This is a genomic window from Flavobacterium limi (assembly GCF_010645075.1).
Lineage (GTDB): Bacteria > Bacteroidota > Bacteroidia > Flavobacteriales > Flavobacteriaceae > Flavobacterium > Flavobacterium limi.
Genome location: NZ_JAADZV010000001.1, coordinates 713,490 through 731,477 on the forward strand (window position 1 = coordinate 713,490; position 17,988 = coordinate 731,477).

Consider the following 17,988-nt stretch of genomic DNA (forward strand, 5'->3'; position numbering starts at 1 on the left):
AAATGAAAAAAATAAACACATTCACAAAAACTATATTGACTCTGGTAGTAGTCATAATAGCTTCTTTTTCGGAGATAACAGCACAAAATGATCCGGTAAAATTAGGATTTATTCCACTGACAGACTGTTCCCCAATCGTCATGGCAAAAGAATTGGGACTGTTTAAAAAATACGGTGTTGAGGTAGTAGTGACCAAAGAGTCTTCATGGGCCAATGTTCGTGATAAAATTTTAACCGGAGAATTAGACGGAGCGCACTGTCTGTATTCAATGCCATTTTCGGTTTACACAGGGGTAGGAGGAAAAGCAGGTTCTGAAATGAAAATAGCCATGATGCTGAATGTAAATGGCCAGGCGATTACACTTTCTAAAGATTTTTGTGGAAAAGTAGGTTTCAAACAAATGAATAAAGTGGCACCGGTCGTGGCAGCAAAATTAAAAGCCGAAAAAGAAGTAACATTTGCAATGACCTTTCCCGGAGGAACACATGATTTGTGGCTGCGTAACTGGATGGCAATTGCCGGAGTGAACCAGAAAACATCAAAAATCATTACAATTCCACCTCCGCAAATGGTAGCCAACATGAAAGTTGGAAATATGGATGGATTTTGTGTTGGAGAGCCTTGGGGCGGAGTTGCGGTAAAACAGGGAATTGGTTTCACACAGGTGGCCTCTCAGGATATTTGGAAAGACCATCCTGAAAAAGCTTTGGTTGTCAATAAAGAATTCAGCGAAAAACGCAGAACTGATCTTGTAAAAGTGATGAAAGCGGTTTTAGAAGCCTGCATTTGGTTAGACAATCCTGCCAACCGTAAAAAGGCAGCCGGAATAATAGGAAAAGCACCTTATGTAAACGCCCCTGCTGATGTTATCGAAAACAGATTAATGGGTAACTACGACTTAGGCTGTAATCAGGGAACTCAGGTTTATGCTAAAGATTATATGTTGTTTCACAAAGGCGGGGCTGTAAATTACCCTCGTAAATCACACGCAATCTGGGCAATGGCACAATTTGTCAGATTCGGAATGCTAAAAGAAGCACCTAATTATAAAGCGATTGCAGATAAACTGATTTTACAGGATTTATATGAAGAAGTTGCTAAAAGCATGAAAGTAAAAGTACCAAATGATGATATGAAGCCTTTCTCTTTAACTATGGACAAAACAGTTTTTGATCCTTCAAATCCTGCAGTTTATATAAAAGCAGCTAAGAAATAAAATCATTAACACATAGAAAAATAGGTTTTGACCTAAAGGGAATTCGAAAAGAATAAAATTTCTCACACATAGCTAAAATACAAGTATGCTGCCACAGATTCAAGGATTAAGATTATTTCTTTAAACCTACTTAAAGCACTTTTAATCTGTGAAATCTTTTTAATCTGTGGCTAAATTAACTTTCTTATTCAAAAATAATTTCAACTTTAAATCACAACGTCATGTCAGATAAAGATACATTAACACTAAATGATATTAGCGGTCAGGCCGAAGTTCTAACCTCGAATATTACGCCTGATGCTGTAAAAAATGACAAATTTAAATTGCTGATTAGTCAATTGGCAGAAAAATTAAAATCTACCGCGTTAGCCGGAGTCGGAGTTCTGGTTTTTATAGGCTTCTGGACTTTGCTGAGCATTTATACCAAAGATGCTCTTCCGGGACCTTTGGCTACTTTTACTGTTTTAAAAGAAATGCTGAGTGATCCGTTTTACGATTACGGTCCGAATGACAAAGGAATCGGATTGCAGTTATTCAATTCGATAAAAACCGTTTTGTCCGGATTTTTATTAGGTTCTTTAATAGCGATTCCAATTGGGATTTTGATGGGAGCAAGTGCTATTTGCAAACAGATCTTTTATCCGATTGTACAGCTTTTAAAACCGGTTTCGCCTTTAGCCTGGTTCCCAATTGGACTGGTGGTTTTTAAAGATACCGGAATGGCAACCATTTTTATTGTTTTTATTACATCATTGTGGTCCACTTTAATCAATACTTCTTTCGGGATAGCTTCAATTCCACAGGATCATAAAAATGTGGCTAAAGCTTTCGGATTTTCGAAAATGCGTTATTTGACCAAAATTTTGGTTCCATACAGTTTGCCTCATATTATTACAGGTTTGCGTTTGAGTATTAGTGTTGCGTGGTTGGTAATTGTTGCCGGAGAAATGCTTTCGGGCGGTGCCGGAATCGGATTTTTTGTATGGGACAGCTGGAATGCCCTGAGTCTGGAAAAAGTAATTTCTGCCATTATTATCATCGGAATCGTAGGACTTCTTTTCGATAAATTATTCACTTTTATTGAAAGTAAAGTGGCTTATAAAGCCTGATGAAGGAAAAACATTCAAAGAAACAAGGTTGCAAAGTTTCTAGCTTGAAACCTTGAACCTGAAACTTTTTAAAAACTTAAAACTAAAACATCATGAGCTACTTAGAAATAAAAAATTTAGAAATATCATTCCCAACCCCAAAAGGAAAATACATAGCCGTTCGCGATATTAATTTATCTATTCAAAAAGGAGAAATCATTTCTATCATTGGGCATTCAGGCTGTGGGAAATCAACTATTATGAATGCTATTGGCGGAATGCTGACTCCAACCGGAGGTTCTGTCGAACTGGCCAACCAAAAAATAAAAGGTCCGGGACCGGATCGTGGCATTGTTTTTCAAAACTACTCACTCCTGCCCTGGCTGACTGTTGAAGAAAACATTTTTCAGGCAGTTGATTCGGTGATGAGTGTTTCTAAAAAAGAAAAACACGAAATCGTAATCCAGAACCTTAAAATGGTTAATTTATTTGAGCACAAGGACAAATTACCCGGACAGCTTTCGGGCGGTATGAAACAGCGTGTTGCTATTGCAAGGGCTTTCGCCATTAACCCGGGCGTACTACTTCTGGACGAGCCTTTTGGCGCTTTGGATGCCCTGACAAAAGGCTCTATGCAGCTGGAAGTTTTGAAATTGTGGAACTTAAACAACCGCGAAAAAACAATTGTGATGATTACGCATGATATCGAAGAAGCTTTATTTCTATCAGACAGGATTATCGTTTTAAATAATGGTCCGGCTTCTACGATCCGTGAAATTGTTGAAGTGCATCTGCCAAGACCAAGAAACAAAATTGAAATTGTAAAAATGCCGGAATATATTGCCTTAAGAGACCGACTACTGCATTTATTGACTGATAAATTCTCTATCGAAGATATGGGAATGAAATATCAAAATTAATTTTAAGTTTAGTTTAATTTGTATCGTAGAGACGCATAGCTGGGCGTCTCTGCTTTTTTGTCTTTATTTTTTTCTTCCGACAAAACGAATTACGGAACCTTTACCGTTGTGAAATAAGCCTTCGTTGAGTTCGATTTCTTTTTTCTCTAACTCAATTATTTCATAGTCAGGAAAGTCGGCTTTAATTTCTTTGATTGAGAATAAGGATTCAATATCTTTTGGACCGCCTACTTTCTCATTTTTAGCCAGATATTCCAAATGCGTTTTACTGAAAGCTTCAAAAATGATTATCCCACCCTTGCGTAAATATTTATCCAGATGTTTATGAATTGAAGATTTAATTGCTGCAGGGAAATGAGCATAGATTAAAGCAATCGCATCAAAGTGGTTTTCGGTGAAATTCAGGGATTCCAGTTCTCCAACCTGATAATCAATTTTTACGTTATTTGTTTCCGCAAGTCGAATGGCTTTATTTTTACCTTCGGCACTAATATCAAATGCTGAAACTTGCCAACCCAATCTGGCTGCAAAAACAGCATTTCGTCCTTCTCCTTCTGCAGGAAAAAGAATGGTTCCTGGGTTTAATTTTTCGAGTTGTTCTTTTAGGTAATTGTTAGGCTTTTCGCCATACGCAAATTCTTCATTGCTGTAACGGTCGTCCCATCTTTGGGTCCAGGAGTTTGTCATTTAGGAATTATTTGTTTAATTTTTTTAAAATTTAATTTCAAACTCAAAAATACGTAAACCTCATAAAAAAAGAGCTTCTGAAATCAATCAAAAGCTCTTTTATGTTATTTATATTTCGTTTAACTTTAACCAATAAGTCTGGTAGTGCCACTATTGATGTCAATTTCTGCAAAATTATGTTTTCCCATAACGATAAGCAGTTTGTTTGTATTATAACCAACATATCGTATTTCAGGATTTCCATTTTTTGGTTTTCCACATACTGAAATAACATTTGTCTGCCATTTCAGTTTACTTCTTTTGTAAGCAGATATTGTTTGTAGATCATTTTCAACATAATAAACAATGTTGTTTTTTTTAATCCCTCTTTTTTGTGTTTTTGCAAAATTAATTTCTGAGTTTTTTGAAATTAAATCATCATTGAATTTTTCCGCAATACCGGTCTGAGTAACAAAAAAGGTTAACATGGATAATTTTAGGAATGGTTTCATTTGGATAGAATTTGGGGTTCGTAATCGTTTCAAATATAACTAATTAAAGCATATAATAATGCTTTTAGTAAATAAAAAAACACCCTTTTCTAAAAATAAGAAAAGGGTAAAAATATGTAAGTTAATTTTTAGTATAAACTATTTTATTAGGTAATAATTCTTAGATTCGTAAAAAAATAATCTATATACTAATCTTTGATTCCAATTTTAAATCCCTTAATATATTCCAGAGGCTTTTTTCCGTCGTACAGCATATTGTCAATAAATTCTGTGGTTGCAGGTTTATAACCATCTGTTAAAGGAATTTCTGCTTTTGTTAAGAAACCTTCTTCCAGTAATAATCTGGCAGCATTCATCCAGATTTCAGGTTTATAAATTTCTTTAATTTTAGAATGATACCATTCATTTGTTTTAGGTTCTGAAATTTGTCCCCAGCGTTTCATCTGAGTCAGAAACCAGATTCCGTCAGAATAATAAGGATAAGTAGCATTGTATCTGAAAAACACATTAAAGTCAGGAACTGATCGTATATCGCCTTTTTCAAATTCAAATGTTCCCAGCATGGAGTTGTCGATGACTCTTTTTTCGCCATCAACATACGCTGATTTTGACAAAATACGGGTTGCTTCTTTTCTGTTTACAGGATCATCAAGCCATTTTCCTGCTTTAATCAGAGCCTTAGTGATAGCAATAGTAGTATTTGGGTACTTTTCAACAAATTCCTTCGTCATCACAAATACTTTTTCGGGATGATTTTTCCAGATTTCCCTGCTCGTAACAACCGGGACTCCAATTCCCTGATCAACCGCTTGCTGATTCCATGGTTCTCCAACGCAATAAGCATTTATGGTTCCTGCCTGCAATGTTTCTGGCATTTGTGGAGGTGCAGTTACATTCAGCAATACATCTGCGCCAGTAGTCCCTTTACTTCCCTGTATATTGTTATTGCTGTAAAATCCCGGATTGATTCCCGCAGCTGCTAACCAGTAACGCAATTGATAATTATGATTAGAATAAGATGAAACGACTCCAATAACAAAAGGTTTTTTCAGTTTTTTATACATATTTAAGGCCGGCATCAGCGCACTTGCCGGGATTGGATGTACAGGTCTTCCATATTCCTGCGGAATGCTATCGACAATTTTAGACCAGACATCTTTAGATACTGTGATTGCATTACCATTTAAATCCATAGAAAATGTTGTGACTAAAGTACCTTGTCGTCCACAGCCAACTGCAGCAGCTATAGGCTGTCCGGCAAGCATCTGCGCACCATCGATTTGCTGGTCGAGAACTTTGTCTAAAATATCCCTCCAGTTAGCCTGAACTTCCAGTTTTACATTTAAGCCTTCAGCTTCAAAAAAACCAAGATGTTTTGCAATTGCCAAAGGAGCCATATCGGTAAGTTTGATGAATCCTATTGTTACGTTTGGCTTCTCCAGAGCCAGCTTTTTTGTTGTTGGAGGATCAATTATTCCTGATTTTGCTGAGGTTTCGTTTGCGTTTTTTCCTTTAAAACTAAAAATGATAAAAGCTGCTATGATGAGCATAGACAATCTAAGTAATATTGGTTTCATACTGGCTGATTTTTGGTTAAAAAATAAATTTGGCATTTCACTCAAAACAATAAGAGTCCTCAATTACTTCTTTAAGAAATAATTGTATTGGTATAAAAATGTTATCAGGTGTTTAACGGATTATAGTATAAGAAAGAGTTTCTGAAATAATTCAAAAACTCTTTTTTTGAATTCCTTTTTTATGGTTAAAAGGAGAAAAAACAAAACACTTGGCTTGAGCCTAATTCAAATAACTAAATAACTAAGAATTAAAAAAAATATAAAAGTTTATTGTCTATCTATTACTTTTGATAAAACAGGCTGTTTTTCGTTCATAATTTTGGTAATCGTATAATGCATCCATATTAAGCAAATAACAGAAAGAAACAGAATAAAAATCCATGAACTTGACCAGATTCCGGTAGCAGTTAATAGGTATCCAAAGATGATTGGTCCAAAGAAACCGCCTAAGCCGCCAATCATACCTACCATTCCGCCCACTACACCAACTTCTGTCGGGAAATATTCCGGAATGTGTTTGTAAACAGCTGCTTTTCCAATTCCCCATGAAATTCCAATTAAAATGACCAACACCAAGAAAACCCACATATTGGCATCAAACTTAATTACGGTAATTCCTCTGGCAAGTAATTCTTTTTTCTTTACAGGCTGATTTTGCTGCACTACAACCTGCTGCCAGGATGTACTGGTTGGGAAAATAGAATTTTCGGTATTGTTTTCCTTTTTCTGGGCTACTGCAAAACCGGTTTCTCCAATTTTGACAATTTCATTTGAAACTGCAGTTATTATCCCTTTTTTAGTAGCCAAAACTCCTGGGCCATTTGTGGTAATTTCCATTTTCGGAACCATTAATAAAGCACTTAACAGAACAGAAGAACTCAATACCCAGTACATCACTTTTCTGGCTCCGTATTTATCTGAAAGATATCCTCCAAAAGCTCTGATTACTCCTGACGGCAAACTAAACATGGTAGCAAATAATCCCCCCATTACAAGGCTGGTTTGGTAAACATTCATGAAATTTGGTAACAGCCATTGTGAATACGCGACAAAACATCCAAAAACTAAAAAGTAGTATGCGCCAAAACGCCATACACGAGCTGATTTTAAAGAGCCTAACATTTGTGAAACTGATTTGGTGTTGTTTTCTACTTTTTTGTTTTCTGTAAATATTAAAAAAGCAATACCTATTATTACTAATACTACTGCATAAATAACAGGAAGGATTTTCCAGCCATTTTGCGGATTTTCTATAGAAAAATGATTTAATAATGAAGGGGCTAAGAATGTAGTAATTGCAGCACCGGCATTCCCCATTCCGAAAATTCCTAAGGCGCGTCCCTGCCATTCTTTTGGATACCATATTGATGTAAATCCAATTCCAACGGCAAAGCCTGTTCCTACCATTCCAAACAGGAAGCTTAATACTGCAAACATTAAGAAACTATCAGCAAAAGGCAATAAGAATAATGGAATTGAACAAAGCAACAGTAATAATGAAAATACATATTTACCGCCAAATTTATCCGTCAGTATGCCTATTGGCAAACGCATCACAGAACCGGTAAGAATTGGTATTCCAAGTAACCAGCCTACCTGAACAACGCTCCAGTTAAATATGCCGTTATCGACTAAAAAGGTTACTAATACCCCATTTAAGGTCCAGCATGCAAAACACACTGTAAATGCCAATGTGTTTAAAAATAAAATTTTGTGCGATTTTGCTAGTGAATTTGCAGTTGTCATGTACTTATATTTTTTCGTAAAAATAAGTACTATAACGTAGTTAAAAACTGCGTTTTCGCAGTTTTTTAAAATTATTTAAGTAATTATACGTATATTTATTGCAGTAGTGAATATTCAGTCGCTTTATTGGATAATTCCATTAAGTTTTTGACCTTTAATTTTTTCATTAGATTAAAACGGTGTACTTCTGCAGTACGTTTGCTTATATCTAATGCTTCAGCAATTTCTTTATTTCCTTTTCCGGATAATAAAAGGGTCAAAATTTCTTTCTCTCTTTTGGTGATCATCATTTCTTCACCCAGATTTTGTTTTGGTTCTGCTGAAAGGGAAGAGCTCGTTAACTGACCAATCAGAATAGAAGAAATATCACCGCTAAAATATTTTCCACCATTAGCTACAGTATGCAAAGCTTTTAGGAATTCATCTTTGCTGGAACCTTTTAATAAATAACCGTCTGCGCCAGCTTTTATTGATTTTAACACATACTCTTCTGATTCGTGCATCGAAAGCATAATAATTTTTACGGCGTTATTATCGTTTCTAAGTTTTTCTACTACTTCAATACCGGTTAAGTTGGGCATGCGAATATCTACTATAAGTAAGTCGGGTTTGTTGGCTGTAACAACTTCAAGCGCGTCGGCACCATCAATTGCTTCTCCAACAACTTCTATGTTTGCTTCATTTTCAAGTAAAGATTTGATTCCATCTCTTACAAAAACATGGTCGTCTGCTAGTACAACCCGAATAATATCCCCCATATTCTACTTAATTTTGATTCTAAGCTTTTACGTATATTCATCTAAAACGAACCGCTAAGATACGTAATTTTTAAATTAAGAAACTAGTTAATTGCAAAATGTGAAAATGAATAGGCATAAAAAAAGCCGATACTTCAAAGCATCAGCTTATATTTTAATGAAAATGATCCTCTTCAATTTCAAATTCGGCATCTTTTTCCCAGATTTCCATTTCGCAGGGTTTGCAGTTGAATTTTAATTTGTATTCCAGTTCACCCTGTTTTAATACTAATGGTTCTTTAACCTTAACACCTACAATGTCTTTTTGGTGTATCGGACATTTTTTTAATTCGTATTTGATGCAGTATTTGGTTGTCATTACACGGGATTTTCCTGGGTCCCATTGTAATTCGAATGCTTTTTCGATTTCGGTAACGCCATGGCGTTCGTAGAATTTACGAGCCGTTTTGTTTGAAACGTTGTACATGAAATCCAGTTTCGTTTCCGGATAAGGATGTGACGTTTTTACCAATTGGTGTTCTTCGCGTTTGTAATTTGCTAAACGAATTTCTGATAATTGTTCGAAAACATTTCTTCTCATTTCGTTGATTTTTGAAATAGGAAGGAACCAGTTTTGAGAGAATACAACATCAATTTCATCGGCGCTGTAAGGTGTAAAACCCGTTTTTGCCAATTGTGTTTTGATGTTTTCTGCAATCGATTCTCCAGTTTTAGTCTGTTCTTTAGGGTGTTCTAAAGTTACAGTGCTTACGTTTCCGTCTTCGTCGGTTGCGATTAACTCGAAACCCTTTTCATTTTCGGTAAACAATAAAGTTGTTCCGATTTTACGGATGGCACTGTCTTCTCTTTCCACAATTTTGATGAAAGCAGCATCATTGTTTCGGTAAATAAAAGTTCCGTCTTTGATTTCTTTTAAAACGTTTGGATACACTTTTCCGTTTTCGGCTTTGTTTACATAAATTCCATCTGCTTCGTTGTTTTCGTTGATGAAACAAAGTCCGTCTCCGTTGTTTAGTAATTCGCCGTTTTCGATTTCGTAAGCGTCTCCGATAGTTCGGATTAATTTACCAATATATTGACCTTTTGATTTTGGACTTTCCCAGGAACCAATACTGGCATGTCTGTCATTAACGAAATAATCCGTATAACCACGGTTAAAAGTTCTGCTTAAAGTGGAGTCGAAAGAATATGTGCATTTTCCGGATGATGCTTTAGTATATTTATCGCTTCCTTCTAAATAACTGTCTAATTTTTGACGTAAATAAGAAACGTTGTTTTTAACGTAAGCTACATCTTTTAGACGGCCTTCAATTTTAAAAGAAACAATTCCAGCTTCAATTAAATTCGGAATCTGATCTGAAACGTCTAAATCTTTAATCGAAAGCAAGTGGCTGTTTTTGATCAAAGTATCTCCGTTTCCGTCGATTAAGTTATAGGGTAAACGGCAGTTTTGGGCACATGAACCACGGTTGGCACTGCGTTCTCCGTTTGCCACACTCATATAGCAGTTTCCGCTGAAGGAAACACATAATGCCCCGGTTACGAAGAATTCCAGTTCAACATCAGCATGATCGTAGATTGTTTTGATTTGATGCAAGTTTAATTCACGTGCTAAAACAACACGTTTGATTCCGGCATCTTTAAGGAATTTAATTTTATCTGCATCACGGTTGTTGGCTTGTGTACTGGCATGAAGTACGATAGGAGGCAAGTCCATTTCCATAATCGCCATATCCTGGATAATCAGGGCATCGACACCAATATCGTATAATTCCCAGATCATTGAGCGACACGTTTCTAATTCATTGTCGTATAAAATGGTATTAATAACTACAAAAACCTGAGCGTTAAATAAGTGTGCATATTTTACTAATGCCGCAACATCTTCGATGGAGTTATTGGCATTAGAACGTGCTCCAAATTGTGGTGCACCAATATAAACAGCATCAGCACCACTGTTGATGGCTGCCATTCCGCCAATTAAATCTCTGGCAGGTGCTAATATTTCAATCTTCTTCTTCATTTTTAAAACTTTAGCTTTTGTGGTATTCACGAAAAAAAGTGTGCAAAGGTCTTATAAATTATTTGAGATTGCTAAGATTGGACCGTTTTTTTTGAAATTTTTGGGATTATATGGAATGATAATGATTACATCAATCTATAGGAAAAGAAAAACCAGCGGCAAATGCTCCATTAAATTGATCAGCTGCGGAATGAAAATAGTAAGTAAATGCAATATCGATGTTGTTTTTTCTTCCTACAGCTAATCCAAGCGTAAAAGGGATATGCATTAGGACACCATTTTTTTTAATGTTGTTTAGTGGAGTGTAAGTTTCAAAGGAACCTATTGAAGCACCAATTCCACTTTCGATAAATGGAGCTACCCAAGGAATAGGAGCACAAATACGAGCTTTTCCTCCAATTAAAAACGCTTTAGAAGTTACTTTGTAGTGTTCCGGATTTTTGTTATTGTCTTCATCTGTTGATGTTAAAATAAGACCGGCATAAGGCCTTACGCTAAACCATTTGGTTACTCCGATGACATATTCCCCTTGTGTATAAAAACCTGAGCCTTCTATGTATTCTGACCCTTTTTCGTCATAATCAGAATAACTATAACCAAGTCCTATCGATGCTTTAATAAATTTACCTGTTGTTTGGGCTTTTATTTGATTAGAAAGGAATATTGTGAAAAAGATAATAATCAAACAGCGTAAAGTTGATTTCATAAAAGGTATTTTGATTTAGAATAGAGTTGCGAAAGTAAGATTATATTTCTAAATTCTGGTGAAAAAAAACTATCCAGCATTCTAAATTGGATAGTTTTTTCAGTAATATATAATTTTAATTTTATTTTTCAGATAACCACTTCCAGCGCTTTGCCCAATCCATTAAGATATCATTTCTCCATTTTAAGATGGTTTTGCCTCCCTGTATTTTGCCGTCATATAATTTTGGATCAGATTTATCGGTATACCAATTTTTACCCAACTTGTAATCTGTAGTATGTTTTTTGTCCGGCCATACGTTTTCTACCACTAATTTTCCTTCCTGTACAGGGAAATTTGGAATATCTGACGTGAATTTATAGTTTAATAATTCTGCTTGTTTTGGGACATATTTTATAGCGTATTCGCCGTTGCCCATATAAAATCCTGGCCATTTTTGCACTTTTCCTTTAAGGGTAGTTTCCATCCAGAAACAAACTGTACCATTAGGAATATTTGTAATCGGACCTTTCAGATGAAACTCTGTAACGGTACAATAAGCCACGGTATCCTTAACTGTCGTAATGTCATTGTACACCACTCTCGGACTATGGCTGAATTTTTCAAAACTGCCTCCCCAGCTTTCACGTGTTGGGTCGTTTGGGTTTCCGTCCATCATGTATAGAAGGGTAGGAGTGTCCCCCATTTTTACATTACCATCATAGTAATTTTTAAAATCTTTTCCCATATGTCCGGCTCCGGCTATGTATTTGTCATAGTAATCAGTAGTTTTTACACTGTCGGGATCATCATTGTTGGAGAAAAATCCATAATAAGATGCGTTATTTTCAATAAACCAGAGATTTGGAAAGTTTTCGACTATATAAGAATAGCTATTGGCGCTCCATTTTTTGTTTGGGCCGCCAATCCAGATAATTCGTATTTTGTTTTGGATTTCAGGAGCATCGTGTAATGCCTGAGCTACATCTTCTAATCCTCCCCAGACCAAAACCCAAAGAGGCTGTTTGTTTTCTTTTTTGGCACATTTTATAATCCATTCGGAGCCGTCAGTGGCAGTTGAATAGCCGATGTAAGGCGCTGCTCCATGACGTCCCTGTTTGGTAATGGAGCGTAAATAGTCAGGAGAAAGTAATCCTTTTTGATGTTTTTTTAATTTTGGTAAATCTTTTTCGTAAAGACTGATCATGCGTAAAATCTCTTCTTTGTTTCCATCTCCAAAAGAAGGAGAAGAAACAAGACCTTCTATATTAAATAATTCGCTGTACATGAACAAGTGAATGAACGACTGGTTGTCATCCGGGTCGGTACCGCCAATGTCGCTGCTAATAAGAATTCGGGGTTTTATCGGTACTTTTTGTTGCGCAATCGTGGTAAATGAATAAAACCACAGGATGAAGGGTAAAATAAATCTATTCATAATTTAAATTTATCTGTATGAGACAGGTTTAAAGTTGAAAAGTAGGATTTATTTTTAATTTTGACAAATAAAAAACCGCCCAATCCGAAGACCAGACGGTTCTCAAAAAAAAAGCATGAATCGATCGATCGATTAATTGGCTTTCATTTTAATTTGTGACAGAGTATTTTGAATACTGTTCAGTTGTTTTGAAACAACAGCAACCTGACTGTAGTCAAGATGGTTTTCTTCTAAAGCCATTTTGTACTTTTCGATTGCAGCTTCTTCACCGGTTACACAGGCATTGATGATTGCTTCTGTATCTCCGCCTGTAAAAGATGATTTGATGTCGATCCAGGTACGGTGTAAAGCGCCTAATGGTCCTCCACCTGAAGTGTCAGTTGATTTTCCAAGTTTGTTGATTTCATCTTGCAGTTCTACAATGAATAAGGCTCTTTCTCTGGCATATTCCAGAAAATCAGTTTTCATTGCCGGGTTTTCAACATGTTCTGCAGCGTTTGTATATCCTAGTTTTCCATCTTCCAGAATTGAAATTAATCCTTCTAAAGTTTTAACTGCTTCTTTCGTAGTTTCATCTGTATGTATCATGACGTATGATTTTTTAAATTTATATATTACAAAGATGGAATTTATAATATGCTCTTTTTTACAGGATTATGTTGTGATTTTTATAATATTATGGAATGGGAATTTTGAAACTATGAAGATGTTGTGCATTGATTACAGATGTCTTTCTTTAGAAAATAACACTTTTTGTAAACCGTTTTGCGTGAGGGATAGAAGAGGAAAGCCCGGAGCCTGACGAAGGAATGCGAGGACTTGCAACGAATAGCCCGACCCGGAGGGACACGCCCATAAAAAAAGCCTTAGGAATGCCTAAGACTTTGACGTTTTTAATTTATCCTAATTATTTTGAAGAATCTTTGACAGATTTTGGAGTAACAATATTGGGCTTTTTCTGTGCTTCCATATCTGTTCCCAAATAAAAACCGGGATGCGGTGGCTGGTTGTAAGCTGAGTTTTGCCATGCGATAGCGGTTCTGTACTGAGAATCGTGCATCAAAGTATATAACCGATGTGTCGTCGGAATGTTGGTAGTGTAAATTCTAATGGAAGAATTGTCAGCTTTGCGAAAGATGACTTCTTCACGCCAATCACCAAAAAGATCGGCACTCAGGCAAGGTGTAGCTTTGGTTCCGTTATTTGATTTATGATCTACAGCAGTTAGTAAATTAACGCTTTTTGAATTGATGTAATTCCATTTGTCAATTCGGTTTGAATTTAATAATTCCCTGTTCAAATCGGCATCCCACCAGATAGAGAAATTCATGGACGGTTTTGAATTACTGATCTGGTTTCCTTTGCAGTCATATAAATTTCCTACGGCTCCCCAGCATTCATACCCTTTGTAGCGGGGATCAATGTCAGCAGCATTACCACGGCCTACGTCCTGACCTTCTCCGTTAACTCCCCATAAAGGTTCGCCTGTTCTGGCATCCCTGAATTCAAGTCCGTATGTTTTGTAACTTGATGGCGCTTCGTGGCATTGCCAAATTTCCTGCCCGGGACGATCCGGATCCATGTCGGTCATGTGCAGGGAGTCGCCATGTCCTAAACCGTTGGCATATAATTTTGTCCCGTCATCATCAATGGCGCTTGTTCCGTTAAAAACTTCATCTTTACCATCATTATCCACATCTCCTACGGTCATTTGGTGATTTCCCTGTCCAAATGCACTTTTGTTTTTCGAATCGTTACTGTCAAAAATCCATCTTTGTGAAAGCGTATTGTTTCTCCAGTCCCAGGCTACACGTACGAGTCTTGTATAGTAGCCACGACCCATTACTAAACTTGGTTTTGAACCGTCAAGATACGCAACTGCAGCTATAAAACGATCTACGCGATTGCCATATCCGTCTCCCCAGTCTTTAATGTTTCCGCGTGCTGGCAAATAGTTAGTAGTAGCCATTGCTTTACCTGTTAATCCATTAAAAACGGTTAAAAATTCAGGGCCGTCTAAAACATATCCATTTGGATTTCTGTAATCGGCAGTAGCTGAACCGATGACGGTTTTGGTTCCGTCTATTGTTCCATCGGCAGTTTTACAGGCCATTTCGGCTTTACCATCAGAATCTAAATCGTAAACCATAAATTGAGTATAATGTGCTCCGGCACGTATGTTTTTTCCTAGGTCAATTCTCCAAAGGTGCGTTCCTTCCAAACGGTAACAATCGATAAATACATTTCCTGTATAGCCTTTATGAGAGTTGTCGTGGGCATTAGACGGATCCCATTTTACAAATATTTCGTATTGTCCGTCGCCGTCAACATCGCCTGCGCTGCAATCGCCTACGCTATAAGTATAAGTTTGTCCGTCAGGAGTAGTTCCTCTTTCTGGTATTTGCATGGGAATATCTAAATATTGATTAGCCCATACCTGAACTGTTTCTGAAGCAGACTGTTCAATGTCATTCACTATTGCCCGGATGTGATATTTACCGTCTGTGGCAATTTTGTGTGTAAAGTTGGTCGTTGTAGTAAAAGGGCTGCCTGCTACTTTTTGGTTGTTGCAGTATAAATTATAGCTTACATTGGTTGGTTCGGTTCCTAACATTCTCCAGTTAAGATAAACTTCATTCGGATTTAAGCGCATTGCAACTAGTCCGCGATTGAGTTTTTCTAAGGTATGTTGAGCGTAAGTCGAAAAAATGATTCCTGTAAATAGAAAAAGGTAAAGTGATAAAATTCTGAGTGATTTTGATTTAGTTGGTTGGTTCATGGTATTAGGTGAAATGTGTTAGTTTTGGTTGTTAGTTAAGATTTGATTTGCAGTATTTTGTCACAAAATTAATGCCAATAAAAAAGCCTCAGGGAAATTCCTGAGGCTCTGTTTTTGGTCTAAAAAAGCATGGTTTATGCAGTCAAAGCTTCTTTGATTCTACGTAATGCTTCTGTTAAAATATCATTGCTTGTTGCATATGAGAAACGGATACAGTTTGGATTTCCGAAAGCATCTCCGGTTACTGTTGCTACGTTAGCCTCAGCCAAAAGATACATAGAAACGTCGTTTGCATCTTTAATTTCATGTCCTTTTAAAGTTTTTCCGAAGAAAGAAGAAACGTCAGGGAATACATAAAAAGCACCTTCAGGAACATTGATTTTTACGCCTGGAATTTCTTTCAATAATCCAACTACTAAATCTCTGCGTCCGTGGAAAGCCTGAACCATTTCGTTTAGCACGCTTGGGTCAGCATCTACAGCAGTGATTGTAGCTCTTTGCGCCACAGAATTTGCACCAGAAGTTACTTGTCCCTGAATTTTTGTACACGCTTTTGCGATGAATTCCGGAGCTCCGATGTAACCAATTCTGTAACCTGTCATTGCGAATGCTTTTGCAACTCCGTTTACAGTGATTGTTTTTTCTAACATTCCCGGGATTGAACCGATACTGCAGAAAGTTCCAGAGAAATTGATATGCTCATAGATTTCGTCAGCAACTACGTAAATATTTGGGTGTTTTTCCAACACTTTTGCTAAAGCTGTTAATTCTTCTCTGCTGTAAACAGATCCTGAAGGATTACAAGGAGAGGAGAACCACATCATTTTTGTTTTTGGTGTAATTGCAGCTTCTAATTGCTCCGGAGTGATTTTGAAATCCGTTTCTACAGAAGTTGGAACTTCTACAGGAACTCCGCCTGAAAGTTTTACGATTTCGAAATAAGAAACCCAGTAAGGTGCAGGTAAGATAACCTCGTCACCGTCGTTTAACATTACCTGTGCAATGTTGTATAAAGATTGTTTTGCTCCAGTAGAAACTACAATTTGAGAAGGTTTGTACTCTAAACCATTGTCTCTTTTGAATTTTCTGCAGATAGCCTCTTTTAAATCCTGATATCCGTCAACAGGAGAATATGTACTGTAGTTGTCGTCGATTGCCTTTTTTGCAGCTTCTTTGATGAAGTCTGGCGTGTTAAAATCAGGCTCACCTAAACTTAAACTGATAATGTCTTTTCCTTGTGCTTTTAATTCACGTGCTAATGCAGCCATCGCTAAAGTCTGCGAAGTTGCTAAGTTGTTAATTCTGTCTGAAAGAATATGGTTCATTATAAAAAAATTTAATTGCTCTTAATTTGCTGTTATTTTAAGAGAGGTTATTATTAATAGATTTTTAGTTTATACGGATAATTCAGGCTTCATTCCTAAGTCACGTAAATGTTTAAAGTGGGCAATAATGGCACTTCTCATTGTTTTGTATTCATAATACGGCAAATTGCATTCTTTTGCTGTTTCTTTTACAATTTTTGCAATTTTACCATAATGAATGTGACTGATATGTGGAAAAATATGATGTTCAATCTGGTGGTTTAAGCCGCCTGTGTACCAGTTTACAAGTGCATTTTTTGGTGCAAAATTAGTAGTGGTATACAATTGGTGAATAGCCCAGGTGTTTTCCATTTCGCCTAATTCATTCGGTTCCGGATTTGTTGTATGGTCAACAACGTGTGCCAATTGAAATACAATACTTAAAATTAATCCTGTTGTATAATGCATGACGAAAAATCCCAGAACGACTTTCCACCATGTAATTCCAATAACGATTGGCAATACAATCCAGATGGATGCATAAATGATTTTTGTAATAATTAAAGTTGTCCAGAGAATTTTAGGGCTTTTTGGTTCGCCATACGATAATTTTCTTTTCAGATAATTACGCATTTGTTTAAAATCGGTTGTGATTGCCCAGTTGAAAGTCAGTAAACCATATAAGAAAACAGAATAATAATGCTGAAAACGGTGAAAACTATGCCACTCAGCATGTTCTGTAAAACGTATGATTCTTCCGGCATCCAGATCTTCATCGTGTCCGGGAATGTTTGTGTAAGTATGATGTAATACATTATGCTGAACCTGCCAGTTGTAAACATTTCCGGCCAAAACATAAATGGTGCCGCCCATTAGTTTGTTGATCCAGCCTTTATCAGAGTAAGAGCCGTGATTTCCGTCGTGCATTACGTTCATTCCAACACCGGCCATTCCGATACCCATTACAATAGATAAAAGCAACATGACCCAAAAAGGCATGTTAAGAGTAAGGATTAAAAAGTAGGGAGTTAAAAAAACAGCGAATAGAATAACAGCTTTTAAATGCAGCTTCCAGTTTCCCGTTTTTTGGATATTATTTTCTTTGAAATAATTGTTTACCCGAGAGTTAAGCGTTCTGAAAAACTTCAGATTGTCTTGTCTTGCAAAAGTAGGAGCGGTATTATTCATATTAATTTTAAATAGTTTCCAAAGGTAATTATTATAAATTTTCAATTTGCAAAATTGAGTTAAATATTTCAATCGTAAAGTAGTACT

Annotated in this window: 15 protein-coding genes; 3 read left to right on the forward strand and 12 right to left on the reverse strand. The window is 36.5% G+C overall.

All coding sequences use genetic code 11. The features are described from left to right. Window positions 1-2 precede the first annotated feature (2 nt). From GXM16_RS03105 to GXM16_RS03115, 3 genes are all read left to right on the forward strand, one after another. Entirely contained in the window at window positions 3-1,217 is a 1,215-nt protein-coding gene (locus tag GXM16_RS03105) for a CmpA/NrtA family ABC transporter substrate-binding protein (protein ID WP_163392612.1), read from the forward strand. 221 nt (window positions 1,218-1,438) lie between these two features. Next, on the forward strand, window positions 1,439-2,326 hold the full coding sequence (gene ntrB / locus GXM16_RS03110; protein ID WP_163392614.1) for a nitrate ABC transporter permease: 888 nt from the start codon (window positions 1,439-1,441) through the stop codon (window positions 2,324-2,326). Between the two features lie 92 nt (window positions 2,327-2,418). Further along, window positions 2,419-3,225 carry an ABC transporter ATP-binding protein gene (locus tag GXM16_RS03115; RefSeq protein ID WP_167519849.1) on the forward strand — a complete coding sequence of 269 codons (807 nt, stop codon included), beginning with the start codon at window positions 2,419-2,421 and terminating at the stop codon, window positions 3,223-3,225. A 63-nt stretch (window positions 3,226-3,288) separates the two neighbouring features. Here the strand turns inward: GXM16_RS03115 and GXM16_RS03120 are convergent, their stop codons facing one another. From GXM16_RS03120 to GXM16_RS03175, 12 genes are all read right to left on the reverse strand, one after another. Continuing rightward, on the reverse strand, window positions 3,289-3,912 hold the full coding sequence (locus tag GXM16_RS03120) for a class I SAM-dependent methyltransferase (RefSeq protein ID WP_163392616.1): 624 nt from the start codon (window positions 3,910-3,912) through the stop codon (window positions 3,289-3,291). Between the two features lie 125 nt (window positions 3,913-4,037). After that, a complete protein-coding gene (locus tag GXM16_RS03125) occupies window positions 4,038-4,403 on the reverse strand; it encodes a hypothetical protein (RefSeq protein WP_163392618.1) in 366 nt (121 codons plus the stop codon). A 188-nt stretch (window positions 4,404-4,591) separates the two neighbouring features. Beyond that, a complete protein-coding gene (locus tag GXM16_RS03130; RefSeq protein WP_163392620.1) occupies window positions 4,592-5,980 on the reverse strand; it encodes a CmpA/NrtA family ABC transporter substrate-binding protein in 1,389 nt (462 codons plus the stop codon). Between the two features lie 267 nt (window positions 5,981-6,247). Next, window positions 6,248-7,726 carry an MFS transporter gene (locus GXM16_RS03135; RefSeq protein WP_163392622.1) on the reverse strand — a complete coding sequence of 493 codons (1,479 nt, stop codon included), beginning with the start codon at window positions 7,724-7,726 and terminating at the stop codon, window positions 6,248-6,250. A gap of 95 nt (window positions 7,727-7,821) precedes the next feature. Next, window positions 7,822-8,484, reverse strand: a complete 663-nt coding sequence (locus GXM16_RS03140) for a response regulator transcription factor (protein ID WP_163392624.1) — start codon at window positions 8,482-8,484, stop codon at window positions 7,822-7,824. A gap of 154 nt (window positions 8,485-8,638) precedes the next feature. Beyond that, on the reverse strand, window positions 8,639-10,507 hold the full coding sequence (locus tag GXM16_RS03145; RefSeq protein ID WP_163392626.1) for a peptidase U32 family protein: 1,869 nt from the start codon (window positions 10,505-10,507) through the stop codon (window positions 8,639-8,641). Window positions 10,508-10,637: 130 nt separating this feature from the next. After that, entirely contained in the window at window positions 10,638-11,213 is a 576-nt protein-coding gene (locus tag GXM16_RS03150; protein ID WP_163392628.1) for a hypothetical protein, read from the reverse strand. Window positions 11,214-11,334: 121 nt separating this feature from the next. After that, window positions 11,335-12,630 (reverse strand): nucleoside hydrolase-like domain-containing protein, encoded by a 1,296-nt coding sequence (locus GXM16_RS03155; protein WP_163392630.1) that lies wholly within the window; start codon window positions 12,628-12,630, stop codon window positions 11,335-11,337. A 132-nt stretch (window positions 12,631-12,762) separates the two neighbouring features. Beyond that, a complete protein-coding gene (locus GXM16_RS03160) occupies window positions 12,763-13,218 on the reverse strand; it encodes a ferritin-like domain-containing protein (RefSeq protein WP_163392632.1) in 456 nt (151 codons plus the stop codon). Window positions 13,219-13,537: 319 nt separating this feature from the next. Continuing rightward, a complete protein-coding gene (locus tag GXM16_RS03165) occupies window positions 13,538-15,409 on the reverse strand; it encodes a rhamnogalacturonan lyase (RefSeq protein ID WP_163392634.1) in 1,872 nt (623 codons plus the stop codon). Between the two features lie 134 nt (window positions 15,410-15,543). Further along, window positions 15,544-16,734: a pyridoxal phosphate-dependent aminotransferase gene (locus GXM16_RS03170; protein ID WP_163392636.1), complete on the reverse strand. Its 1,191-nt coding sequence runs from the start codon at window positions 16,732-16,734 to the stop codon at window positions 15,544-15,546. Window positions 16,735-16,803: 69 nt separating this feature from the next. After that, window positions 16,804-17,901, reverse strand: coding sequence for a fatty acid desaturase family protein (locus GXM16_RS03175; RefSeq protein ID WP_025572912.1), 1,098 nt, complete (start codon window positions 17,899-17,901; stop codon window positions 16,804-16,806). Window positions 17,902-17,988: the final 87 nt, after the last annotated feature.

Coding starts and splice junctions, on each gene's coding strand:
- GXM16_RS03105 (WP_163392612.1), top strand. CDS start 3: ATGAAAAAAATAAACACATTCACAAAAACTATATTGACTCTGGTAGTA.
- ntrB (WP_163392614.1), top strand. CDS start 1,439: ATGTCAGATAAAGATACATTAACACTAAATGATATTAGCGGTCAGGCC.
- GXM16_RS03115 (WP_167519849.1), top strand. CDS start 2,419: ATGAGCTACTTAGAAATAAAAAATTTAGAAATATCATTCCCAACCCCA.
- GXM16_RS03120 (WP_163392616.1), bottom strand. CDS start 3,912: ATGACAAACTCCTGGACCCAAAGATGGGACGACCGTTACAGCAATGAA.
- GXM16_RS03125 (WP_163392618.1), bottom strand. CDS start 4,403: ATGAAACCATTCCTAAAATTATCCATGTTAACCTTTTTTGTTACTCAG.
- GXM16_RS03130 (WP_163392620.1), bottom strand. CDS start 5,980: ATGAAACCAATATTACTTAGATTGTCTATGCTCATCATAGCAGCTTTT.
- GXM16_RS03135 (WP_163392622.1), bottom strand. CDS start 7,726: ATGACAACTGCAAATTCACTAGCAAAATCGCACAAAATTTTATTTTTA.
- GXM16_RS03140 (WP_163392624.1), bottom strand. CDS start 8,484: ATGGGGGATATTATTCGGGTTGTACTAGCAGACGACCATGTTTTTGTA.
- GXM16_RS03145 (WP_163392626.1), bottom strand. CDS start 10,507: ATGAAGAAGAAGATTGAAATATTAGCACCTGCCAGAGATTTAATTGGC.
- GXM16_RS03150 (WP_163392628.1), bottom strand. CDS start 11,213: ATGAAATCAACTTTACGCTGTTTGATTATTATCTTTTTCACAATATTC.
- GXM16_RS03155 (WP_163392630.1), bottom strand. CDS start 12,630: ATGAATAGATTTATTTTACCCTTCATCCTGTGGTTTTATTCATTTACC.
- GXM16_RS03160 (WP_163392632.1), bottom strand. CDS start 13,218: ATGATACATACAGATGAAACTACGAAAGAAGCAGTTAAAACTTTAGAA.
- GXM16_RS03165 (WP_163392634.1), bottom strand. CDS start 15,409: ATGAACCAACCAACTAAATCAAAATCACTCAGAATTTTATCACTTTAC.
- GXM16_RS03170 (WP_163392636.1), bottom strand. CDS start 16,734: ATGAACCATATTCTTTCAGACAGAATTAACAACTTAGCAACTTCGCAG.
- GXM16_RS03175 (WP_025572912.1), bottom strand. CDS start 17,901: ATGAATAATACCGCTCCTACTTTTGCAAGACAAGACAATCTGAAGTTT.